At 64.0% G+C, this 18,449-nt stretch carries 20 protein-coding genes; 6 read left to right on the top strand and 14 right to left on the bottom strand.

Annotation, left to right across the window (positions count from 1 at the left end):
- Positions 1 to 7 precede the first annotated feature (7 nt).
- Both ptsP and EJ079_RS13585 read right to left on the bottom strand, forming a co-directional pair.
- Positions 8 to 2,278 (bottom strand): phosphoenolpyruvate--protein phosphotransferase, encoded by a 2,271-nt coding sequence (ptsP, locus tag EJ079_RS13590; RefSeq protein ID WP_027038177.1) that lies wholly within the window; start codon positions 2,276 to 2,278, stop codon positions 8 to 10.
- Between the two features lie 83 nt (positions 2,279 to 2,361).
- Positions 2,362 to 3,615 carry an aspartate kinase gene (locus EJ079_RS13585; RefSeq protein ID WP_013529459.1) on the bottom strand — a complete coding sequence of 418 codons (1,254 nt, stop codon included), beginning with the start codon at positions 3,613 to 3,615 and terminating at the stop codon, positions 2,362 to 2,364.
- Between the two features lie 258 nt (positions 3,616 to 3,873).
- Here EJ079_RS13585 and EJ079_RS13580 point away from each other — a divergent pair, with 258 nt between their 5' ends.
- Both EJ079_RS13580 and ubiG read left to right on the top strand, forming a co-directional pair.
- On the top strand, positions 3,874 to 5,715 hold the full coding sequence (locus EJ079_RS13580) for a CHASE3 domain-containing protein (protein ID WP_127809233.1): 1,842 nt from the start codon (positions 3,874 to 3,876) through the stop codon (positions 5,713 to 5,715).
- A gap of 198 nt (positions 5,716 to 5,913) precedes the next feature.
- Entirely contained in the window at positions 5,914 to 6,663 is a 750-nt protein-coding gene (gene ubiG, locus EJ079_RS13575; protein WP_127809232.1) for a bifunctional 2-polyprenyl-6-hydroxyphenol methylase/3-demethylubiquinol 3-O-methyltransferase UbiG, read from the top strand.
- A 20-nt stretch (positions 6,664 to 6,683) separates the two neighbouring features.
- Here the strand turns inward: ubiG and EJ079_RS13570 are convergent, their stop codons facing one another.
- Together EJ079_RS13570 and EJ079_RS13565 are read right to left on the bottom strand one after the other, a co-directional pair.
- Entirely contained in the window at positions 6,684 to 7,202 is a 519-nt protein-coding gene (locus EJ079_RS13570) for a flavin reductase family protein (RefSeq protein WP_127399347.1), read from the bottom strand.
- A gap of 142 nt (positions 7,203 to 7,344) precedes the next feature.
- Complete coding sequence (locus EJ079_RS13565) at positions 7,345 to 8,235, bottom strand: DMT family transporter (protein ID WP_127809231.1); 891 nt, start codon at positions 8,233 to 8,235, stop codon at positions 7,345 to 7,347.
- Positions 8,236 to 8,331: 96 nt separating this feature from the next.
- On the opposite strand from EJ079_RS13565, the gene EJ079_RS13560 reads away from it, so the two are divergent.
- The gene (locus EJ079_RS13560; RefSeq protein WP_127809230.1) at positions 8,332 to 8,817 is read left to right on the top strand and encodes a MarR family transcriptional regulator; all 486 of its coding nucleotides are present in this window, start codon (positions 8,332 to 8,334) and stop codon (positions 8,815 to 8,817) included.
- A gap of 96 nt (positions 8,818 to 8,913) precedes the next feature.
- Here EJ079_RS13560 and EJ079_RS13555 read toward each other — a convergent pair whose 3' ends face one another.
- Genes EJ079_RS13555 through EJ079_RS13535 form a run of 5 tightly spaced genes read right to left on the bottom strand, consistent with a single transcriptional unit; the run spans position 8,914 to position 11,987 of the window.
- Positions 8,914 to 9,576 carry a hypothetical protein gene (locus EJ079_RS13555; protein WP_127322210.1) on the bottom strand — a complete coding sequence of 221 codons (663 nt, stop codon included), beginning with the start codon at positions 9,574 to 9,576 and terminating at the stop codon, positions 8,914 to 8,916.
- Between the two features lie 14 nt (positions 9,577 to 9,590).
- The gene (locus EJ079_RS13550) at positions 9,591 to 10,016 is read right to left on the bottom strand and encodes a DUF1178 family protein (protein ID WP_023811158.1); all 426 of its coding nucleotides are present in this window, start codon (positions 10,014 to 10,016) and stop codon (positions 9,591 to 9,593) included.
- Positions 10,013 to 10,879 carry a carbon-nitrogen hydrolase family protein gene (locus EJ079_RS13545; protein WP_127397868.1) on the bottom strand — a complete coding sequence of 289 codons (867 nt, stop codon included), beginning with the start codon at positions 10,877 to 10,879 and terminating at the stop codon, positions 10,013 to 10,015. Before EJ079_RS13545 ends, EJ079_RS13550 begins: the two co-directional genes overlap by 4 nt.
- Positions 10,880 to 10,889: 10 nt before the next feature.
- A complete protein-coding gene (gene grxC, locus EJ079_RS13540) occupies positions 10,890 to 11,159 on the bottom strand; it encodes a glutaredoxin 3 (RefSeq protein WP_127397866.1) in 270 nt (89 codons plus the stop codon).
- 27 nt (positions 11,160 to 11,186) lie between these two features.
- Positions 11,187 to 11,987, bottom strand: coding sequence for a ComF family protein (locus EJ079_RS13535; RefSeq protein ID WP_127809229.1), 801 nt, complete (start codon positions 11,985 to 11,987; stop codon positions 11,187 to 11,189).
- A gap of 65 nt (positions 11,988 to 12,052) precedes the next feature.
- On the opposite strand from EJ079_RS13535, the gene EJ079_RS13530 reads away from it, so the two are divergent.
- Positions 12,053 to 12,928 (top strand): methyltransferase domain-containing protein, encoded by an 876-nt coding sequence (locus EJ079_RS13530; protein WP_127809228.1) that lies wholly within the window; start codon positions 12,053 to 12,055, stop codon positions 12,926 to 12,928.
- 27 nt (positions 12,929 to 12,955) lie between these two features.
- On the opposite strand, the gene EJ079_RS13525 is transcribed toward EJ079_RS13530, so the two are convergent.
- The 5 genes from EJ079_RS13525 to argJ all read right to left on the bottom strand — a co-directional run bounded on the left by EJ079_RS13525 (position 12,956) and on the right by argJ (position 16,131).
- On the bottom strand, positions 12,956 to 13,141 hold the full coding sequence (locus EJ079_RS13525; RefSeq protein ID WP_013529446.1) for a Flp family type IVb pilin: 186 nt from the start codon (positions 13,139 to 13,141) through the stop codon (positions 12,956 to 12,958).
- A gap of 109 nt (positions 13,142 to 13,250) precedes the next feature.
- Positions 13,251 to 13,565, bottom strand: coding sequence for a hypothetical protein (locus EJ079_RS13520; RefSeq protein WP_013529445.1), 315 nt, complete (start codon positions 13,563 to 13,565; stop codon positions 13,251 to 13,253).
- A gap of 127 nt (positions 13,566 to 13,692) precedes the next feature.
- Positions 13,693 to 14,115: an 8-oxo-dGTP diphosphatase MutT gene (gene mutT / locus EJ079_RS13515; protein WP_127322229.1), complete on the bottom strand. Its 423-nt coding sequence runs from the start codon at positions 14,113 to 14,115 to the stop codon at positions 13,693 to 13,695.
- Positions 14,108 to 14,860: a GNAT family N-acetyltransferase gene (locus EJ079_RS13510; protein WP_127269617.1), complete on the bottom strand. Its 753-nt coding sequence runs from the start codon at positions 14,858 to 14,860 to the stop codon at positions 14,108 to 14,110. Before EJ079_RS13510 ends, mutT begins: the two co-directional genes overlap by 8 nt.
- Before the next feature lie 29 nt (positions 14,861 to 14,889).
- Complete coding sequence (argJ, locus tag EJ079_RS13505; RefSeq protein ID WP_127809227.1) at positions 14,890 to 16,131, bottom strand: bifunctional glutamate N-acetyltransferase/amino-acid acetyltransferase ArgJ; 1,242 nt, start codon at positions 16,129 to 16,131, stop codon at positions 14,890 to 14,892.
- 170 nt (positions 16,132 to 16,301) lie between these two features.
- On the opposite strand from argJ, the gene EJ079_RS13500 reads away from it, so the two are divergent.
- Positions 16,302 to 17,531, top strand: coding sequence for a caspase domain-containing protein (locus tag EJ079_RS13500; RefSeq protein ID WP_127809226.1), 1,230 nt, complete (start codon positions 16,302 to 16,304; stop codon positions 17,529 to 17,531).
- A gap of 300 nt (positions 17,532 to 17,831) precedes the next feature.
- Positions 17,832 to 18,431: a TetR/AcrR family transcriptional regulator gene (locus tag EJ079_RS13495; RefSeq protein WP_127809225.1), complete on the top strand. Its 600-nt coding sequence runs from the start codon at positions 17,832 to 17,834 to the stop codon at positions 18,429 to 18,431.
- Positions 18,432 to 18,449: the final 18 nt, after the last annotated feature.

The following is an 18,449-nucleotide window of genomic DNA, read 5'->3' as shown; positions in this document are numbered from 1 at the left end:
GAGGCTGCTACAATGGGATCGAACGGTCGTCGGCAAAGGCCTGCAGCAGCGCCCGCATCGGCAAGCCCTGTGCCGGAGCCATCAGATTGTCGTCGAAAAACGCCTTCAACTCGTCCAGCGGCAGTTCCGTCAGCATCGCCTTGACCGGACCGATCGAGGCCGGCGACATCGAGATCGAACGGAAACCGAGGCCGATCAGCGCCATCGCCGAGATCGGCTTGCCGGCGAGTTCGCCGCACAGCGTCACCGGCGTATTGTTGCGGACGCCGGCATCGGCGATCTGCTTGAGCACACGCAGGAACGGCGCCGACAGCGTGTCGAAGCGGTTTGCCAATTGCGTGTTGCCACGGTCGACGGCCATGACGAACTGGAACAGGTCGTTCGAACCGACCGAGACGAAATCGACCGCCTTCATCAATTCATCGAGCTGGAACAATAGCGACGGAACTTCCAACATCGCCCCCAGCTTCAGGCTGGTCGGCAAATGATGGGCAAAGCGCGAGAGATGCCGCACCTCGCGGTCGATGATCTCGCGTGCCTGGGCGATCTCGCCCAGCTCGGTCACCATCGGCAGCATCAGCTTCAATTCGCGGCCGCCGCTGGCCTTGAGCAAAGCGCGGATCTGGGTGCGCAACAACCCCGGCCGGTCAAGCGTCAGCCGGATCGCCCGCCAGCCAAGCGCCGGGTTCTCTTCCTGGATCGCACCCTTGAAATAGGGCAGCACCTTGTCGCCGCCAATGTCGATGGTGCGGAAAGTGACCGGCTTGCCGCGCGCCGCTTCGAGCACGTCGCGGTACAGCTTTTCCTGGGCTTCGGCCCGGGGAAATGTCGAGGCGACCATGAATTGAAGTTCGGTGCGGAACAGGCCGATACCGGCCGCGCCCGCTTCGGCAAGCTGCGGCAGGTCGACGGCGAGACCGGCATTCATCAACAGGTCGACCTGGACACCGTCCCTGGTCGTCGACGGCTTCTTGCGCAGCTCGCGGTAGACCTCTTGCCGGCGCGCCCTGAAGCGCACCTTTTCGGCGTAGGCGGCCTCGAGATCGGGCTGCGGCCGCAAATGGATCACGCCCTCTTCGCCGTCGACGATGATGGCATCGCCGTTTTCCGCCATGGAAACGGCGCCCTTCATCTGCCCGGCGACGGGAATGCCCATGGCACGCGCGACTATGACGACGTGACTGGTCGCGGCACCATCCTCGAGCACCAGCCCGCGCATCTTGTCGCGGGGATAATCGAGCAGCTCGGCGGCCCCCATCGAACGTGCAACGATGATGGCATCCTTCGGCAGCGATGCGGCGACATCTTCCGGCCCGCGCCCCATCAGCTGGCGCAGCAGGCGGTTGGCGAGGTCGTCGAAATCGCTCATCCGCTCGCGCAGATAGGGATCGGTCATGTGCAGCATGCGGGCGCGCATGTCGCTCTGCACCTTTTCCACCGCCGCTTCGGCCGTCAGGCCGTTGCGGATGGCCTCTTCCAGCCGCCGCACCCAGCCGCGATCGTTGGCGAACATGCGATAGGCTTCCAACACCTGGCGATGCTCGCCTTCGAAGGCGACGTCGCGGCGTTCCAGCATGTCGTCGATGGACAGCCTGAGCGAGCTGAGTGAGGTTTCGAGCCGGCGGACCTCTTCCTCGCTGTCTTCGTTGAACAGATTGGTGACGACGATGCGCGGCTCGTGCAGCACGACGTGGCCGAGCCCGACGCCTTCATTGAAGGACAGGCCGGTGAAGCTGACAGGACGGCGCAGATCGAGTTCAAGGCCGGGCCGGGTCAGCCGCGCCAGATCGCCGGTGGCGATCATCTCGGCGATCACCATTGCCGTGGTTTCCAGCGCTTCGACCTCGTCGTCGCGGTAATGGCGCATGGTCTTGTTCTGCACCACAAGCACGCCCAGCGTGCGCCCTGCCCGCAGCACCGGCACGCCGAGGAACGAGTTGTAGATCTCTTCCCCGGTCTCCGGCAGATAGGCGAAGGCAGGGTGTTCCTGCGCATTGGACAGGTTGAGCGGCCGCGCGCTGGCGGCGATCGTGCCGACCAGGCCTTGGCCCAGCCGCAACTGCGCCAAATGGACGGCGTTCGGGTTCAGACCTTCGGTGGCGTAGAGTTCGAGCACCGAATCGGCGCGCAGCACATAGAGCGAGCAGACTTCCGCGACCATGTTGGAGGCGATGTCGCGCACAATCCGGTCAAGCCGCTCCTGCGGCTCCAGCGGCTCCTGCATGAGCTCGCGGAGCCGTTTGAGCAAAACGCGCGGGCCACTGGCCTGATCACGCATCGCGGCTTCTTCTCCAATGGGCATTCTGCCCGCCGCAGTTTCCACCGCGACCGGCGCACACGCAACAACTCAAATCGTTCTCGCTACTGCTTATCCAGACCGTAGACGGAATGCAAAGTACGAACCGCAAGTTCCGTATACGGACCGTCGATCAGGATCGAAATCTTGATCTCGGAGGTCGTGATGGCGCGGATGTTGATCGATTTGTCGGCCAGCGCCTTGAAAGCGGTGGCGGCGACGCCGGCATGGCTCCTCATGCCGATGCCGATGACCGAAACCTTCGACATGCCGGCTTCCGACTGCACGACATCGTAGCCGATCGAAGCCTTGAGGCGTTCAAGCACGGCCAGCGCCTTGTCGACATCGCCCGACGGCACGGTGAAGGTCATGTCGGTGAACTTGCCGTCCTCGGAAATGTTCTGGACGATCATGTCGACATTGATGTTGGCCTCGGCCAGCGGCCCGAAGATGCCGGCGGCAACGCCCGGCCGGTCGCCGACCCGGCGCAGCGAAATCTGCGCTTCATCCTTGGCGTAGGCAATTCCGGTGACGACCTGCTGTTCCACGATCTCTTCCTCGTCGCAAATGAGCGTTCCGGGCGGATTGAGCAAATCCCCCATTCCGGGCGCGTCGGGATCGTCGAAGGACGACCGCACGAAGGTACGCACCCTGTGCACCATGGCAAGCTCGACCGAACGCACCTGCAGAACCTTGGCGCCGAGCGAGGCCATTTCAAGCATTTCCTCGAACGATATCTTGGCCAGCCGCCGCGCCTTGGGCTCGATGCGCGGATCGGTGGTGTAGACCCCGTCGACGTCGGTATAGATGTCGCAGCGATCAGCCTTGACCGCCGCGGCTATGGCGACAGCACTGGTATCGGAGCCGCCGCGGCCGAGCGTGGCGATACGATTGTCCGGGCCGATGCCCTGGAACCCGGCGATCACCGCCACCTGGCCCTCGCCGAAGCGCTTGATCAGGAACGCGCCGTCGATGTCGAGGATGCGCGCCGCTCCATGCGCATTGTCGGTCTTGATCGGGATCTGCCAGCCCTGCCAGGAGCGGGCATGCACGCCCATGTTCTGCAAGGTGATGGCCAGAAGGCCGGCCGTGACCTGCTCGCCGGAAGCGACGACCGCGTCATATTCGCGTGCGTCATGCATCGGCGAGGCCTCACGCGTCCACCCGACCAGTTCATTGGTTTTCCCGGCCATCGCCGAAACGACCACCGCCACCTCATGGCCGGCGTCGACCTCGCGTTTGACGTGACGCGCCACGTTGCGGATGCGGGCGATGTCGGCGACCGAGGTTCCGCCGAATTTCATCACGATGCGCGCCATGGGAGCGAAATGCCTTTGCCTGAAGCCGGATCCCGGCCAAAAGCCGGAATCCCGAAAAGCGGAAGGCCGGCTGACGCCGGCCGCTGAATGCGCGGCCTCCTTAGCCAAATGATGAAGGTTTCGCAAGGCTGGCGGCCGATTGCCGGCGCCAGAAGCCGGCATATTGCCTTCCGCCCCGCCGCCGCCTACGAAATGCAGCCTGCGGGGAATTCTTTTGGTTGGGCATAACAGATGATGATTGCTCGTCTTCGACGTGCCATGCGATGGCAATCGCTCCCGCTTGTCGCCGGCTTCGCCGTGCTGGCGCTGATTGTCGGCAGCCGCGCCATGCTGGTCGAGGAACAGCGGGCCAACCGCGCCGCCGCGCGCGAGGCAATCGAATATCAGCAATTGCTTTCGGGTCTGCTTTCTCTGGCGCAGGAAGCCGAGAGCGGCCAGCGGGGCTACCTGCTGACCGGCGAGAAATCCTATCTCGAACCCTATCGGAGCGCTGTCGGCGCCATTCCGGGCCAACTTGCCCACATCGACAGCTTGACCGCCCCCGACGACCAGCTCGTCCAGCCGATCAACCATATCAAGGACGCGCTTTCGCAAAAGCAGGCTGAACTGGCCGAGACGATTGCCCTGTACGACCAGGGCAATGCGACGAAAGCGCTGGATCTGATTCGCAGCGGCCAGGGCAAGGCCGTGATGGACGAAATCCGGACCAGCATGGATACGGTCCGACGCATCAGCGCCGCAGCCGTCGCCGCGCGCGACGCGCATACCGACCAGGTCGAGGCCTGGCTACGCATCGGTTCGCTGGCGGCGCTGCTGGCGATCTTCCTGCTTGCCGGCTACGCGATCAGGGAATCGCGCCGCCGCTTCCGTGAGGTGGCCGTCGCCCAGGATGAGTTGGTGCGCAAGAACGTCGCCCTCGGTAAGGAGATCGAGACTCGCGAAAAGGCCGAATCCCAGATCCGCCAGATGCACAAGATGGAGGCGGTCGGCCAGCTTACAGGCGGCATCGCCCACGACTTCAACAACATGCTGGCGGTGATCATCAGCGCCATGAACCTCGCCCAGCGCAAGCTGGCGCGCGGCGAGCACGACATCGCACAATTCATCGACGCGGCGATCGATGCCGCGACCCGTGCCGCCAATCTGACGGCCCGGCTGCTCGCCTTCTCGCGCCAGCAGCCGCTGGCGCCGCAGATCGTGGACGCCAACCGTCTGCTGACCGGGATGTCCGACCTGATCCGGCGGGCACTCGGCGAAACCATCCGTATCGAAACGGTGCTGGCGGGAGGCTTGTGGAAAACCCATGCCGACCCGAGCCAGATCGAGAACGCCGTTCTCAACCTGGCCGTCAACGCCCGCGACGCCATGGGCGATGATGGCAAGCTGACCATCGAGACCGCCAACAGCCATCTCGACGACAGCTACGCCGCCGCCCATGCCGAAGTCGCGGCCGGCCAGTATGTGATGATCGCCGTCAGCGATACCGGTTCGGGCATGACCCCCGATGTCATCGCCAAGGCCTTCGAACCCTTCTTCACCACCAAGGCGGTCAACAAGGGCACCGGCCTAGGGTTGAGCCAGGTGTTCGGCTTCGTCAAGCAGTCGGGTGGCCATGTCAACATCTATTCCGAACCCGGCGAAGGCACGACGATCAAGATCTACTTGCCGCGGTATTTCGGCGCCGAAGAGCCGGCCGTGACCACGCGGCGAGGCGACAACACCGCCGCACCGGTCACCGAAACGATCCTTGTCGTCGAGGATGATGCCCGCGTGCGGGTCTCCACGACTGAGGCCATACGAGAACTCGGATACACCGTCATTCATGCAGCGAGCGGCGAGGAAGCGTTGCAGAAACTGGCGGAGAACCCGAACGTCGCCCTGCTGTTCACCGACATCGTCATGCCCGTCATGAACGGCCGCAAGCTGGCGGAAGAGGCCGTTGCCCGCATGCCGCTGCTGAAGGTGATCTTCACCACCGGCTTCACCAGGAACGCGGTGGTCCACAACGGCGTGCTCGACCACGACGTGCATTTCCTCGCCAAGCCCTTCACCATCGAGCAACTGGCGGCGAAACTGCGTGACGTGCTCGGCACGAAGTAGGTCGGCCACTCTGTCAGCCCCTTGGCAGCATCGAAAATTGTTGCCTTGACATTCGCGGCCTCACGCCCGACTTCCTAGCGCATGACCCCGAAATCGAAGTCGATTTCGGAAAGGATCATGCGCAGAATCTAAAGTGCTACAGCGTCCTTTGCGCGTCCAAGAGGACGCGCGGCGCTGTAGTGTCGAGGAGACCAACCCATGCCAGAGCCCCGACGATCGACGATCGATGCCGGAGAGGTGGAGCGCTTTTCCGCCCTTGCCGCCGAATGGTGGAACCCGAACGGCAAGTTCCGTCCCCTGCACAAATTCAATCCGGTCCGGCTGGCCTATATCCGCGACCAGATAGCAACGCGCTTCGGCCGTGACCCGCGCGCTGCAAGGCCTTTCGAGGGCCTGCGCATCCTCGACATCGGCTGCGGCGGCGGACTTCTGTGCGAGCCGATGGCGCGGCTTGGCGCCGAAGTCGTGGGTGCGGATGCCTCCGAAACCAATATCGAAGTGGCCAAGCTGCACGCCGCCGAGGGCAATGTCAGCATCGACTATCGCGCCACGACGGCTGAGGACCTTGCCGACGCCGGCGAAAAGTTCGACGTCATCCTCAACATGGAAGTGGTCGAGCATGTCGCCGACATCGACCTGTTCGTCGCCAAATGCGGCGAGATGGTGCGGCCCGGCGGCGTCATGTTCGTGGCCACTATCAACCGCACGCTGAAGGCGCTGGGCTTAGCCATCATCGGCGCCGAATATGTGCTGCGCTGGCTACCGCGCGGCACCCACCAGTTCGGCAAGCTGGTGCGCCCGGAAGAACTCGAAAAGGCGCTTGGCGGCGCCGGCCTGACCATCATCGACCGCACCGGCGTCACCTACAACCCGCTGGCCGACCGCTGGGCACGCTCGAAGGACATGGACGTCAACTACATGGTCCTGGCGGAAAAAGGCTCAGTCTGACCTTATTCTGAATTCTGGCCTTATTCAGAATTCAGCGGCCTGTAGCCGCCGCGCCAGTAGATCAGCGCCTGGCCGGCATCGTGGGTGCGCACGGCCTCGACCGAGCCGATGACGATGGAATGCGTGCCGCGATCGATCATCTCGTCGAGGCTGCAGTCGAAGGCGGCCACCGCGTCCGAAAGCAGTAAAGCTCCGGTCTTGAGCGTCGTCCATTCGGCGCCCTCATAGCGGTCCTTGCCCTTGATGCCGCCAAAGCCGGAGAACCGCTCGGCCACGCGCTGATGCTTGGGCCCAAGCGAATTGACGCCGAAATGCCGGTAGCGTTCGATCACCGGCCAGGTCGACGACGACCTGTTGACGCAGGCGATCACCTTGGGCGGCTCGGCCGACAGCGAGACGACCGAAATGACCACCAGGCCGGAGCGATCCTCGCCGGTGCCGGCGGTGATGACGCTGACATTGCCGACGATCAGCCGCATCGCGGCGCGAAAATCAGCTACATCGACAGCAGTCGCCTCTGATGTCTTCGGTTCGTTCATGGCTTGCTCCAGAGCACGATTCCAAAAAGGGAACGGTCCTCGGAAAAGATCACGCTCAAACAGGAAGATAAAGCAGATCTGGATACAAATTCAGGTGAAATCGGCTCCAGGCGCGAAGGTGATTCGGATCCCTTGCGACCGCTCACGCCTTCTGGCTTTGTGCCCTGGTGGTGATGAACACGCCGGCGGTGATGATGAGCGCGCCTGCCCAGGTCAGCAGCTGATAGTGCTCGCCGAGGAAGATGGTTCCGGCAAACAGGCCGACGGCCGCCGCGACATAACCGATCTGGCTGAGATAGACCGGGCCGCCAACCGCTTGCAGCCTGAAGAAGAAGGCGAACATAGCCGACGCCGACGCGACCTGCGCGATGACCACCAGTGGCACGCCGCCGAGTGGCGCGAAAGCCTCGCCGCCGAACAGGAGGAGAATGCCGGCAAGCAGCATCGCCGCCGACGCCAGATGGCTGCCGACGGCAAGCTCGATCGGGCCGGTGCCGTCCGGCCAGTCGACCGTACGATAGATGTTGCCGACGGCAAGGCTGACCGGGATGAGCAAACCCATCACTACCCAGAACAAATCGGCCGGCTGGCCGGCCTCGCCGCGCGTCACCGCGACCATGACGGCGCCGACGAAGCCGACGGCGATGCCGACAATGCCCAGCATGTTGGGGCGCCGGACACGCAACAGGATCGAGAACACCAGTGTGATGACAGGCGACAGGGTGAACATGATGCCGGTGTAGCCGGCGCCCAGATGCGGGATGGCCGAGAACATCAGGAGGTTGGGGACAGCATAGGACACCGCGGCAGTCACGAAGAAATAGCGCAATTTGTGCGCGGTGAGCCGGACCCGCTTGCCGCGAGCCAGGAGCACGCACAGCAAGACCCCGCCGGCGCCGAGCGAGATGACGAAGGCCCAGACCATGGCCGGCACGTCGGCAGCCGTGGCGAGCTTGCCGAACGGCAGCGTCAGGCCGAGCAGGCCGCCGGTGACGACCAGCAGGCCGAGCGCCGAATCCCAGAGAAGTTTCATTGACCGAATCCTGTAGCGCGGCCCTTGGCCGGCATTGCATGTTATGATAAGATAATGGAAAGATTCTTAACGTCAAGATATATGATGGTGAGACAATTGGACAGGGCAGCAAGAGCGATCGAGCAATGGAAGCGGGAGCGGCCCGATCTGGATGTCTCGCCAATGGGTGTGCTCGGGCGGCTGAACGAGGCCTCCTCGCTGATCGCCCGCGAGCGCCTGGCGCCGTTGTTTGCCCGTTATGGATTGCAGTCCGGGGAATTTGACGTGCTGGCAACGCTGCGCCGTTCAGGCTCTCCCTACACGCTGACGCCGACCGCTCTCTACGAGGCGACGATGGTGACGTCCGGCGCCATGACCAACAGGCTAGACCGGCTCGAAACGTCCGGATTGATCCTGCGCGGGCCGCATCCCAACGATAGGCGCGGCATTGTCGTGCGGCTGACCGACAAGGGCCTGGCCTTGATCGATGAAGCCGTTACCGCCCACGTGGCCAACGAACACGAGGTTCTCTCGGGCTTGACGCCGGCGGAACAGGAGACGCTCTCTCGGCTGCTTGAGAAATTGATCGGGAGTATGGGCTAGAGCAATTCTAGGAAAAGTTTTCCGCCTAGAATTGCTTCAAAACAAATAGTTAGAGCAGCTCGCCGTTTCCGCGAAACGGTGAAATGCTCTAGCCGGTCAGTTCATAGGCTGCCGCGAGAACCGGCGCCGGTGTTTCCAGCGCTGGTATGATACGGTGAGGTGGACAAGCCGGGTCGGCATGTTGAGGTAGAGCAGAGCATCTCGCAAACCACTGAGATTTCGCTCACTCATCGCCTTGTCGGAAAAGTCCGGCATGGCCTCAAGTGTCGCTTCAGCTTGCTGGCCCCGGCCCTTTCCTGTCGGCAATCTGGCCGCAAAGGCTATTTCTCGACGCAGACAGACCTGCTCGACGCGATCCCGCAACGCCTCTTCGTAGCCGATACCGCATCGCATAAGCCGCGCGTGGGTGGCCTCATGGACGATAATCGAAGCGACCAATTCCGGCGTCGTCTCTTCGCTGATGATATGGCGCTCGTCCAATTCGCACGCCTTGGAGGAGTTCGCCCATTGCGCGACTGAAGCAGGAAGGGTTGTGACGAATACCTGTCTTACGTCACCAAGCAGCCGTCTGTAGCGCACTGGATCAAAATCACGAATAAGCTGAAGCGCCTCGACGATCTTGTCGGTGCCCTTGTCGCTGATGATGAGCAATCCGTCGACCGTTCGGGTACCGCTAAGCTTCACGGCGGCCCAGCGGGCCAACCGGCCAACGACGGCTCTTATGCTGCGTTCCGGCTCAATCGCTTCTGGGTCGCGCAAAGCTCCCTCGGAATTCAGTTGCGATCGTCCGGGAACACCGGGATGGGCATGAACTCGACGCCGTCCTCGGCCAGGCTCTTGGCTTCATCCAGCGTCGCCTCGCCATAGATGCCGCGCGGGTCGCTCTCGCCGAAATGGATCTTTCGCGCTTCCTCGGCGAACTTGTCGCCGACATAGTCGGCATTCTCGCGCACCTTCTCGGCCATCGCCTTGAGCTGTGCCAAAGCCTGCTTCTGCGCCTCGCCCATGGCGAGCGCTATGGTTTCCTGCTTGCGCGCCGTGGAGACAGCCGGCGCCATCAGCGCCTTCTGCACCTTGTGCGAGCCGCAGGTGGGGCAATCGACAAAGCCGCGCTTCTTCTGGGTGTCGAAATCGTCGTTGCTGCGGAACCAGCCTTCGAATTCGTGCTCGTGCTCGCAGATCAGGGCAAAGCGGATCAAGAGGCTGCACCCCTGAGCCGCGGCGCCTCGCCCAAGCCGGCATTGACGGCGAAATCCCGCGCATTCCTGAGATTGGGGATCTTCTTGCGCGCGGCAAGCGACTGCGCCGGGTCGATCTCGGCGACGATCACATCAGGCTCGTCATGCGCGGCTTCCGCGATGATACGGCCCCACGGATCGACGATCAGCGAATGACCGTAGGTCTCGCGGCCATCCTCATGCAGGCCGCCCTGCGCGGCGGCGATGACATAGGCGCCATTCTCGATGGCGCGGGCCCTGAGCAGCACGTGCCAGTGCGCCTCGCCGGTCTGACGGGTGAAGGCGGCAGGTACGGAAAGCAGATCGGCGCCGGCCAGTGCCTCGGCGCGGAACAATTGCGGAAAGCGCAAATCGTAGCAAACGGCAAAGCCGAGCTTTGCACCCTCGATCTCGGTGACGACGGCCTCGGTGCCCGGTTCGTAGGCAGCGGATTCACGCCAGCTCTCACCATTGTCGAGGTCGACATCGAACATGTGGATCTTGTCGTAGGTGGCGAGCGCAGCACCATCCGGGCCAAACAGCAGCGCCCGGTTGGCGAGCTTGCCGTCGGCCCGCAGGATGGCGGTCGAGCCGATATGCAGGAAGACGCCGAGTTCCTTGGCCAATCTGCGCGCGGTCGAAACGACGATGTCCTTGTCTTCGGACGTAAACGAGGCGGCGCGAGCTTCCTTGTCGCGGATCAGCGCACCGGTCATTTCCGGCGTCTGGATGTAGGTCGCGCCCTGGCTTGCCGCTTCACGCACCAGCCGTTCGAGATCGACCGCGTTGCGCTCGGGACTCTCGCCTGAACGCATCTGGATCGCAGCGGCTTTGAAAACACCCATCGTCATTCCCTTAATTCGTCGCGCCGTTGGCGAGCAGTTTGTCCAGCCGGCCTTCGGCCTCCAGCTCGTGGAGGTCGTCACAGCCGCCGATATGCGTATCGCCGATGAAAATCTGCGGAAAGGTCGTGCGGCCATGCGCCCGTGAGATCATCTCCTGGCGCAGTTCCGGCGAGAAGGAGGCATCGTGCTCGGTAAAGACGACGCCCTTGCGCTCGAGCAGCCGCTTGGCTGCCGTGCAATAGCCGCACATCATACGGGTGTAGATCGTGACATCGGCCATGACGAATTTCCGCTGTTCGTTGCCGACTTATATAGTCGCGGACTCGTCCGCCCGAAAGTCCCCCGGCAACACACGGGCAAAGGTCAGCACGTCGACGGCGGCCGCACCTCCCCTTTTCAGCGCCTTGGTGGCGGAACGCACCGTGGCGCCGGTGGTGTAGACATCGTCGATCAAAAGCACCCTGCGGCCGGCGATCTCGATTTCCGCCTCGGCGGGTACCCGAAAGGCCGCCCGCACATTCTCCTCGCGCTCGCTGCGCTCCAGCCCGACCTGCTGGCGGGTGAGTTTCACGCGCCGCACCGCCGAGGGGGCGAAGGGCAGTTCGCTGAGCACCGAGACCGCCCGCGCCAGTTCCGCCGATTGGTTGAAGCGCCGCCTGAAAAAGCGCCGCCAGTGCAGCGGCACCGGCACCACCACATCCGCCTCGGCGATGAGATCGGCACCCGCGCGCACCATCCAGCGCGCCATCCATGGTGCCAGATCCGTGCGATCCTGGTATTTCAACCCTTGCACCATCTGGCGGGCAACGCCGGAATAGGCGACCGCCGCCCGCGCCCGCTCGAAAGGCGGCGGATCGGCAATCGCCTCGGCCGACAGAAAGCCTTCGCCCATATGATGGGTGAACGGCGTGCCCATGACCGGGCACCATGGCCGCTCCAGCAGCCTGAGCTTCGGCCAGCAGGCGCCGCACAGCACGCCTGGCTGCGAGACATGCCGGCGGCAACCGGCGCAGACCGGCGGAAACAGCATACGCGCCGGCCAGCCGACAACCGACCGCGCCAGGTTCGTGATCGCGATGGACTTGATCTTGGGCATCGGATCGGCCACGTGGTTGCTCCTGCGCGCCACTATATCAACGATCCCGGAGCGTGGACAAACAAAGGATCTGCCCGTTGCAGCCGATAATGGATACCTCTCTATGGCTGGCGCACAAGCGGCGCGCCCTTGCTCATCCGGTCGACGGTGCGGACTTCCTCATGCGCCGCACGGCCGAGGACCTTGCCGACCGGCTGGGTGCCGTCGAGCGCAGGTTCGGCAAGGCGGCTGTGCTGTTTTGCCAGACGCCGGCAGCAGCCGAAACGCTCGCCGAAAGCGGCAAGGTCGCCGACATCGTCCGCGTCGAGGCGGACACGGCCTTCCTGAGCGGTGGCGGCGCCGGCTTGATCGCACCGCTCGAAACCGTGCCGTTCGAAGCGGAAAGCCTCGATCTGGCGGTGTCGCTTCTGTCGCTGCAGGCCATGAACGACATCCCCGGCATGCTGATCCAGATCCGCCGTGCGTTGCGGCCGGATGGGCTTTTCCTCGGCGCCTTTGCCGGCGCCGGTACGCTTTTCGAGTTGCGCGAAAGCCTGCTTTCGGCTGAGACCGAGCTTTACGGCGGCGCCAGTCCGCGTGTCGCCCCGTTTACCGACGTGCGCGATGCCGGTGCGCTGCTGCAGCGCGCCGGTCTCGCTCTGCCGGTCGCCGACGTAGAGACGGTGACGGTGCGCTATGCCAGCCTGTTCAACCTGATGGCGGATCTGCGGGCCATGGGCGAAACCTCTGCGCTCACCGATCGCAGCCGGCGGCCGGGCTCGCGCAAGCTGTTTGCCCGCGCGGCGGAAATCTACGCCGAGCGGTTTTCCGACCCCGACGGCCGCGTGAGGGCAAGTTTCTCGATTGTCTGGATGTCCGGCTGGGCGCCCGACGCATCGCAGCAAAAACCGCTTAAGCCAGGGTCGGCCAAGGTCTCGCTGAGAACAATCCTGGAGGCGCCCGGCGGGCAATGATCCTGCCCGCAGGCGCGGAAAGCCGGATCAGGGCGTGGGTGCGAAAGCGTTCGCAAGCTTGCTGTTGTTGTCGCTGAACAGCCAGATGATCCCGTCGCGGACCTCACCGATACCGCCGACGATGGCCAGCGACAGCACGGCGATGATGACGCCATATTCGACGGCCGTGGCGCCGGTCTCGTCGTTCAGAAAACCCAGCAGCACTGCTTTCATGGCCTCAACCCCTCTGTCCGGGACCTTACCGCCGACCTGTTAAGAAAGGTTAACGGCAAAGGCTTAACAGGCGATGAAACCGCCGCCTTTCCGAAATCTCTTAACCATGTCAGCAGTCGCCGCTGCTCCTGCCATTGGACCTGATGATGCAGACCGAGCTCGGTTGCGGCTGCAGCACGCTGCGGCGCAGCGTGTAGGTTTCGCGATGGCCGATCGAGCCTGTCGCCGCCATGTCAAGCCCGCCGAAACCATCACGGGCCGACAGCGAGCGTGTCTGGCTGTCGAGGAAAGGGGTTGCAATCAGCGCCAGCGCCACCGCGGCCGAACCGAACAGCAGCGTGATGCGCAATATGCCCATGCCCGCATCGGCGGCGCGAAAACCGCGCTCGGGCCGGATCGAGTCCCAATCCCTGTCTAGGCTCATGCTATCGCTCCCCGGCAAATCGACGGCTCGGCCGCGAACGGCCATGCTTCAATTTTTCACGACGAGATAAATCTTCCATTAACGCTGGCTGATACACGCCTCGGCAGGAAGCGACCGGACGCGAACCTCAGAGCAGATCGATGAGGAACGGGATCAGCGGCGCATCGGCCGGCGGCATCGGATAGTCGCGCATCTGCTTCGGCCGCACCCATTTCAGCGTCTGCCCTTCCCTGGGCTGGGCTATGCCGCGAAAGCGGCGGCAAATGAACAGCGGCATCAGCAGGTGGAAATCGTCGTAGGAATGACTGGCGAAAGTAAGCGGCGCCAGGCATGGGATGTCGGTTTCGATGCCGATTTCCTCATGCAGTTCGCGAATGATGCATTGTTCCGGCGTCTCGCCGGGCTCGACCTTGCCGCCGGGAAATTCCCACAATCCGGCAAGTTGCTTGCCCTGAGGCCGCTGCGCCAGAAGCACCCGGCCGTCGGCATCGACCAGCGCGCAGGCGGCGACCAGGAGCAGGCGTTTGCCGGCGGTCACGACATCATTCATGACCCGGCGGCCGGCGGTAGTGGTAGCGATAGACTTCCTCGAAGCCGAGCGAATGGTAGAGCGCCAGCGCCGGCACGTTGTTGGCCTCGACCTGCAGCCAGGCTTCCCGCGCGCCCCGCAGCCGCGCCCATTTGAGCGCCGACAGGATCAGGTTGCGGCCATGGCCCTTGTTGCGCGCCGATCTGTCGGTGGCGACCTCGAACAGGCCGGCGAGATCGCCGTCATGCACGCAGATAAGCGTTGCCAGTGCCTCGGCTCCATCTTCGAGCGCGAACAGCCCGGCTTCGGGCTGGATGGCGCCGATGATCTCTGACAGGCCGGGGCGCAGCGAAACATCCGAACCGCTGACCTTGAGCAACGCGCCGATGAAGCGGCTGATGTCCTTGAGCGGAATCTGGTCCATGGCGGCGTCGAGCTGCGCGCCGGCCAGCGGCAGCCGCATGACCAGCGACTCGTCGAACCGGCTCCAGCCCTCGCGGTCGAGATGGCTGGCGAGATCGGGACCCGACAGCGGCGACATGCGGAACGTCAGCGGCCTTCCATAGGCATCGAAACGGCGGCTGGCCCGTCCGATACGGTCGGCCATGTGCATGATATCGCCGGGATCGAGCGGATTGACCGAGTTCAGCCGCTTGGCCGGATGGCCGGCGGTCAGCCGCACCACCCAGGTGCCGTCATAGTGGACGGCGGCTGCCGGCCAGGCGCGAAAGCCGGCCGCCTCGTAGCGGCGTACGATCGCGAGCATGCTTGCCGGATGCCTGGAGCTCAAAACCGTCAGCTCCGATAATCGCCATTGATGGCGACATATTCCTTGGTGAGATCGCAGGTCCACACCGTCGCCTTGCCGCGGCCGATGCCGATATCGACACGGATGCGGATGTCGTCGCGCTTCATGTAGGCCGACGTCGCGGCCTCGGAGTAGCCGGGGTCGCGCTCGCCTTCATGCGCCAGCCTGTTGTCGCCGAACCAGATCGACAGCCGGTCGCGATCGGCGGGTTCGCCGGCCTTGCCGACGGCCATGACGACGCGGCCCCAATTGGCGTCCTCGCCGGCGACCGCCGTCTTGACCAGCGGCGAATTGGCGATGGACAGCGCGATGCGCTTGGCCGAGCGCGCCGATTTGGCGCCGGTGACGGTGACTTCGACCTGCTTGCGGGCGCCCTCGCCGTCGCGCACCACTTGCAGCGCCAGCGATTTCAGCACCTTGCCGAGCGCCCGGCGGAACGCGCCGAGACGGGCATCCTTGGGATCGGTTATGTCAGGCGCGCCGCGCTTGGCGGCCTTGCCGGTGGCGAAGATCAGCAGCGTGTCGCTGGTCGACGTGTCGCTGTCGACGGTGACCGCGTTGAAGGTCTTGGCCGTGCCGCGCGACAACAGATCCTGCAGGACGGGGGCGGCGATCGGCGCATCGGTGGCGATGAAGGAGAGCATCGTCGCCATGTCGGGCGCAATCATGCCGGCGCCCTTGGAAATGCCGTTGATGGTGACTTCGGTATCGCCGAGCTTGACGGTCGCAGTCGCCAGTTTCGGATAGGTATCCGTGGTCATGATCGCCTTTGCCGCCTCGGTCCACAGCCCGGGCTTGCCGTTGCTGACCAGCCCGGCCAGCAGGTGGCTGAATTTGCTGGTGTCGAGCGGCTCGCCGATGACGCCCGTCGAGGCCAGGAAAACCTCCGCTGCCGTGCAGCCGGCCGCCTTCGCCGCCGCCTCGCCGGTCAGCGCGGTCGACTCGCGGCCTTTCCTGCCGGTGAAGGCGTTGGCGTTCCCGGAATTGACGACCAGCACCCGGGCCTTGCCTGCACCGAGATTCTGCCGGCAGAAATCGACCGGCGCCGAAGGGCATTTCGATTTCGTGAACACGCCGGCGACCGCGGTGCCTTCATCGAAGACCATGGTCAAAAGATCGGTGCGGCTCTTGTACTTTATCCCTGCCTCGGCGGTGGCGATGCGCACCCCTTCGATCTCCGGCATTTTGGGGTATTTCTTCGGCGCGAGCGGCGAAATCGTCGTGGACATGGAGGCCTCGGGCGGGAAAAATCGCAGGGGAAGGCCGGTTTGCCCGATAGACCGCGCGGGCGCAAGGGCGTTTTCGTCGCTCTTGCCCGGGAGCTCGAACCCGCTCGTGGTTAGGCCTGCATTTCAAATCCGGTGGCGTCACCGGGGCCGATGGCGTTATGATCTGCCCCATGGGCAGGCTTGCGATCCTTGCATGGGCATTTCTGGGACTTTTGCTGCTGAGCGCGGATGCGCAGCCGCAACGGCGCGTGGCGCTTGTCATCGGCAACGGCACTTACGCCGAAGCCGGCACGCTGGCCAACCCGGTCAACGACGCCCTCGACATCGCCGACAAGCTGCGCTCCATCGGCTTCGAGGTCATTGAGGGCAACGATCTCGGCAAGCGTGAACTCGAACGCAGCATCGGCGCGTTTTCCGATGCGCTCCAGGGCGCCGGCGTCGGGCTTTTCTACTATGCCGGCCACGGCCTGCAGGTCGAGGGGCGCAACTACATCGTGCCGGTCGACGCCAGGCTGGACGTGCCGGTCAAGTTGCAGCTCGAGGCCGTGCCGATCGACGAAGTCCTCGACATCATGGAACAGCAGACCAAGGTCAGCCTGGTGTTTCTCGATGCCTGCCGCAACAATCCGTTTGCCCGCAGTCTCAGCCGCACCGCCACCACACGCTCGGCGAAGGCGCTGGCCGGGCTGGCGCGATTCGATTCGACGCGCGGCTCGTTCATCGCCTTCTCGACGGCACCTGGCGCTGTCGCCATGGACGGCAGCGGACGCAACTCGCCTTTCGCCGCCGCCCTGCTGCGCCACATCGCCGAGCCCGGCCAGAGCATCAACGACATGATGATCGCGGTGCGCCGCGACGTGGTTTCGCAAACTCGCGAGACCCAGCGCCCCTGGGAGCAGGGATCGCTGCTCGAACGCTTCGAATTCGTCTCGGACGGACAACCCGCAGAGCCACAAAGGCCGCCCGCGGCGCCGGCGCCTTCAACGGAAGTCGCCGCACTTGAACGCTCTGTCGGCGACGACAAGGGATCGATCGAGAAATTCCTGCGCCAGGACTATCTGACGCCGGACACCAGGGCGATAAGCGAGACCGTCAAGCGGCTCTACGGCCCATCCGCCTTCATCTTCGGAACCCGCTACGACGCCGACGCCATCGTCAAGATCAAGGCCGACTGGTTCGCGCAGTGGGCCTCCTGGTCGCTAAGCATGGAGGCCGGCAGCCTGGAGGTCACTCCACAGGGCGAAGATCGCGCCGAGGCAGTCTTTGCGATGCGCTACGACTATCTTCCAAAGGACAGGTCGGCGGCACGCCTGACCGGCAAGGCGCGCGTCACGCTTGGGGTGGTCAAGGCCGGCGGCGGCTGGCGTATCGAATCCGAGACATCGCAGGCGATGCAGTAGGCGTGATCCCACGGCCAGCCGGGCAATTCAAGCTGGCAGTGCTCATGGCGATAGGAATTTTTTCTTGACTCGGTGAGGGCAGCTATGCTACATTTTTGCCCATGGTGCTGATTTGCGCCAGTGACCCGCCGCCCGGCGGGTTTTTGCGCTTGGAGCTTCGCCAACCGACACGCCGTAGACTCCAGAGAATAAACTTAACCCCTGCCGCTACCATCCGTTCCCGAAGCTTGAAAACGCGCCGTTTCGTTTGAGCGTCGGGTCGCCTATATTGCCGGCGATAGTGTTGGCGAGGAGACAGAGATGGCCGAGGACGCCGATCCGGCGCGCAGATCGATCGGTGCGCGGCGCAACCCCGACAGCGCCGATGCCATTCTCGAAGCCGCCGAGGCCGTACTGGTCGAAGCCGGTTATGCCGGTTTCTCGATCGAGGCGGTGGCGCGGCGGGCCCGCGCCGGCAAACCCACCATCTATCGCTGGTGGCCGAGCAAGGCGGCATTGCTGCTTGAGGTCTATCAGCGCCAGAAGCGCGTCGAGGTTCCCGATACCGGGCGGCTGGAGGAGGATCTCGTCGGCTTCCTGAAAAACCTGTTCACCCACTGGCGCGAGACATCGTCGGGAAGCGTGTTCCGGTCGCTGATCGCCGAGGCGCAGTCGGACGAGACCGCTGCCGCGGCCCTTGCCGACTACTCGCTGGGCCGACGCTCCCATACCGGCCAGATCATCGAACGCGCCAAGGCAAGGGGCGAAATCCCGGCCGAAATCGATTCAGCCGTTGTCGCAGACCTGATCGCCTCCTTCGCCTGGAGACATCTGTTGACCAACCGGCTCGACGAGAACGAAGCCACCATCGGCAAGGCGGTCAACTACGTGATGCGAGGCATAGCGGCGCCCGCCCCCTAAAAATACGGCAATGAAAAA

It is taken from the genome of Mesorhizobium sp. M7A.F.Ce.TU.012.03.2.1 (genome assembly GCF_004006095.1).
In the GTDB taxonomy this organism is placed as follows: domain Bacteria; phylum Pseudomonadota; class Alphaproteobacteria; order Rhizobiales; family Rhizobiaceae; genus Mesorhizobium.
The sequence above is the reverse complement of the archived record's forward strand: the minus strand, read 5'-3'. Positions and strand labels throughout refer to the sequence as shown.

What these genes read in the sequence shown, in the direction of transcription:
- ptsP (WP_027038177.1), bottom strand. Translation starts at nt 2,278, where the DNA reads ATGCGTGATCAGGCCAGTGGCCCGCGCGTTTTGCTCAAACGGCTCCGC.
- EJ079_RS13585 (WP_013529459.1), bottom strand. Translation starts at nt 3,615, where the DNA reads ATGGCGCGCATCGTGATGAAATTCGGCGGAACCTCGGTCGCCGACATC.
- EJ079_RS13580 (WP_127809233.1), top strand. Translation starts at nt 3,874, where the DNA reads ATGCGATGGCAATCGCTCCCGCTTGTCGCCGGCTTCGCCGTGCTGGCG.
- ubiG (WP_127809232.1), top strand. Translation starts at nt 5,914, where the DNA reads ATGCCAGAGCCCCGACGATCGACGATCGATGCCGGAGAGGTGGAGCGC.
- EJ079_RS13570 (WP_127399347.1), bottom strand. Translation starts at nt 7,202, where the DNA reads ATGAACGAACCGAAGACATCAGAGGCGACTGCTGTCGATGTAGCTGAT.
- EJ079_RS13565 (WP_127809231.1), bottom strand. Translation starts at nt 8,235, where the DNA reads ATGAAACTTCTCTGGGATTCGGCGCTCGGCCTGCTGGTCGTCACCGGC.
- EJ079_RS13545 (WP_127397868.1), bottom strand. Translation starts at nt 10,879, where the DNA reads ATGGGTGTTTTCAAAGCCGCTGCGATCCAGATGCGTTCAGGCGAGAGT.
- grxC (WP_127397866.1), bottom strand. Translation starts at nt 11,159, where the DNA reads ATGGCCGATGTCACGATCTACACCCGTATGATGTGCGGCTATTGCACG.
- EJ079_RS13525 (WP_013529446.1), bottom strand. Translation starts at nt 13,141, where the DNA reads ATGAAAGCAGTGCTGCTGGGTTTTCTGAACGACGAGACCGGCGCCACG.
- EJ079_RS13520 (WP_013529445.1), bottom strand. Translation starts at nt 13,565, where the DNA reads ATGAGCCTAGACAGGGATTGGGACTCGATCCGGCCCGAGCGCGGTTTT.
- mutT (WP_127322229.1), bottom strand. Translation starts at nt 14,115, where the DNA reads ATGAATGATGTCGTGACCGCCGGCAAACGCCTGCTCCTGGTCGCCGCC.
- EJ079_RS13510 (WP_127269617.1), bottom strand. Translation starts at nt 14,860, where the DNA reads ATGCTCGCGATCGTACGCCGCTACGAGGCGGCCGGCTTTCGCGCCTGG.
- argJ (WP_127809227.1), bottom strand. Translation starts at nt 16,131, where the DNA reads ATGTCCACGACGATTTCGCCGCTCGCGCCGAAGAAATACCCCAAAATG.
- EJ079_RS13500 (WP_127809226.1), top strand. Translation starts at nt 16,302, where the DNA reads ATGGGCAGGCTTGCGATCCTTGCATGGGCATTTCTGGGACTTTTGCTG.
- EJ079_RS13495 (WP_127809225.1), top strand. Translation starts at nt 17,832, where the DNA reads ATGGCCGAGGACGCCGATCCGGCGCGCAGATCGATCGGTGCGCGGCGC.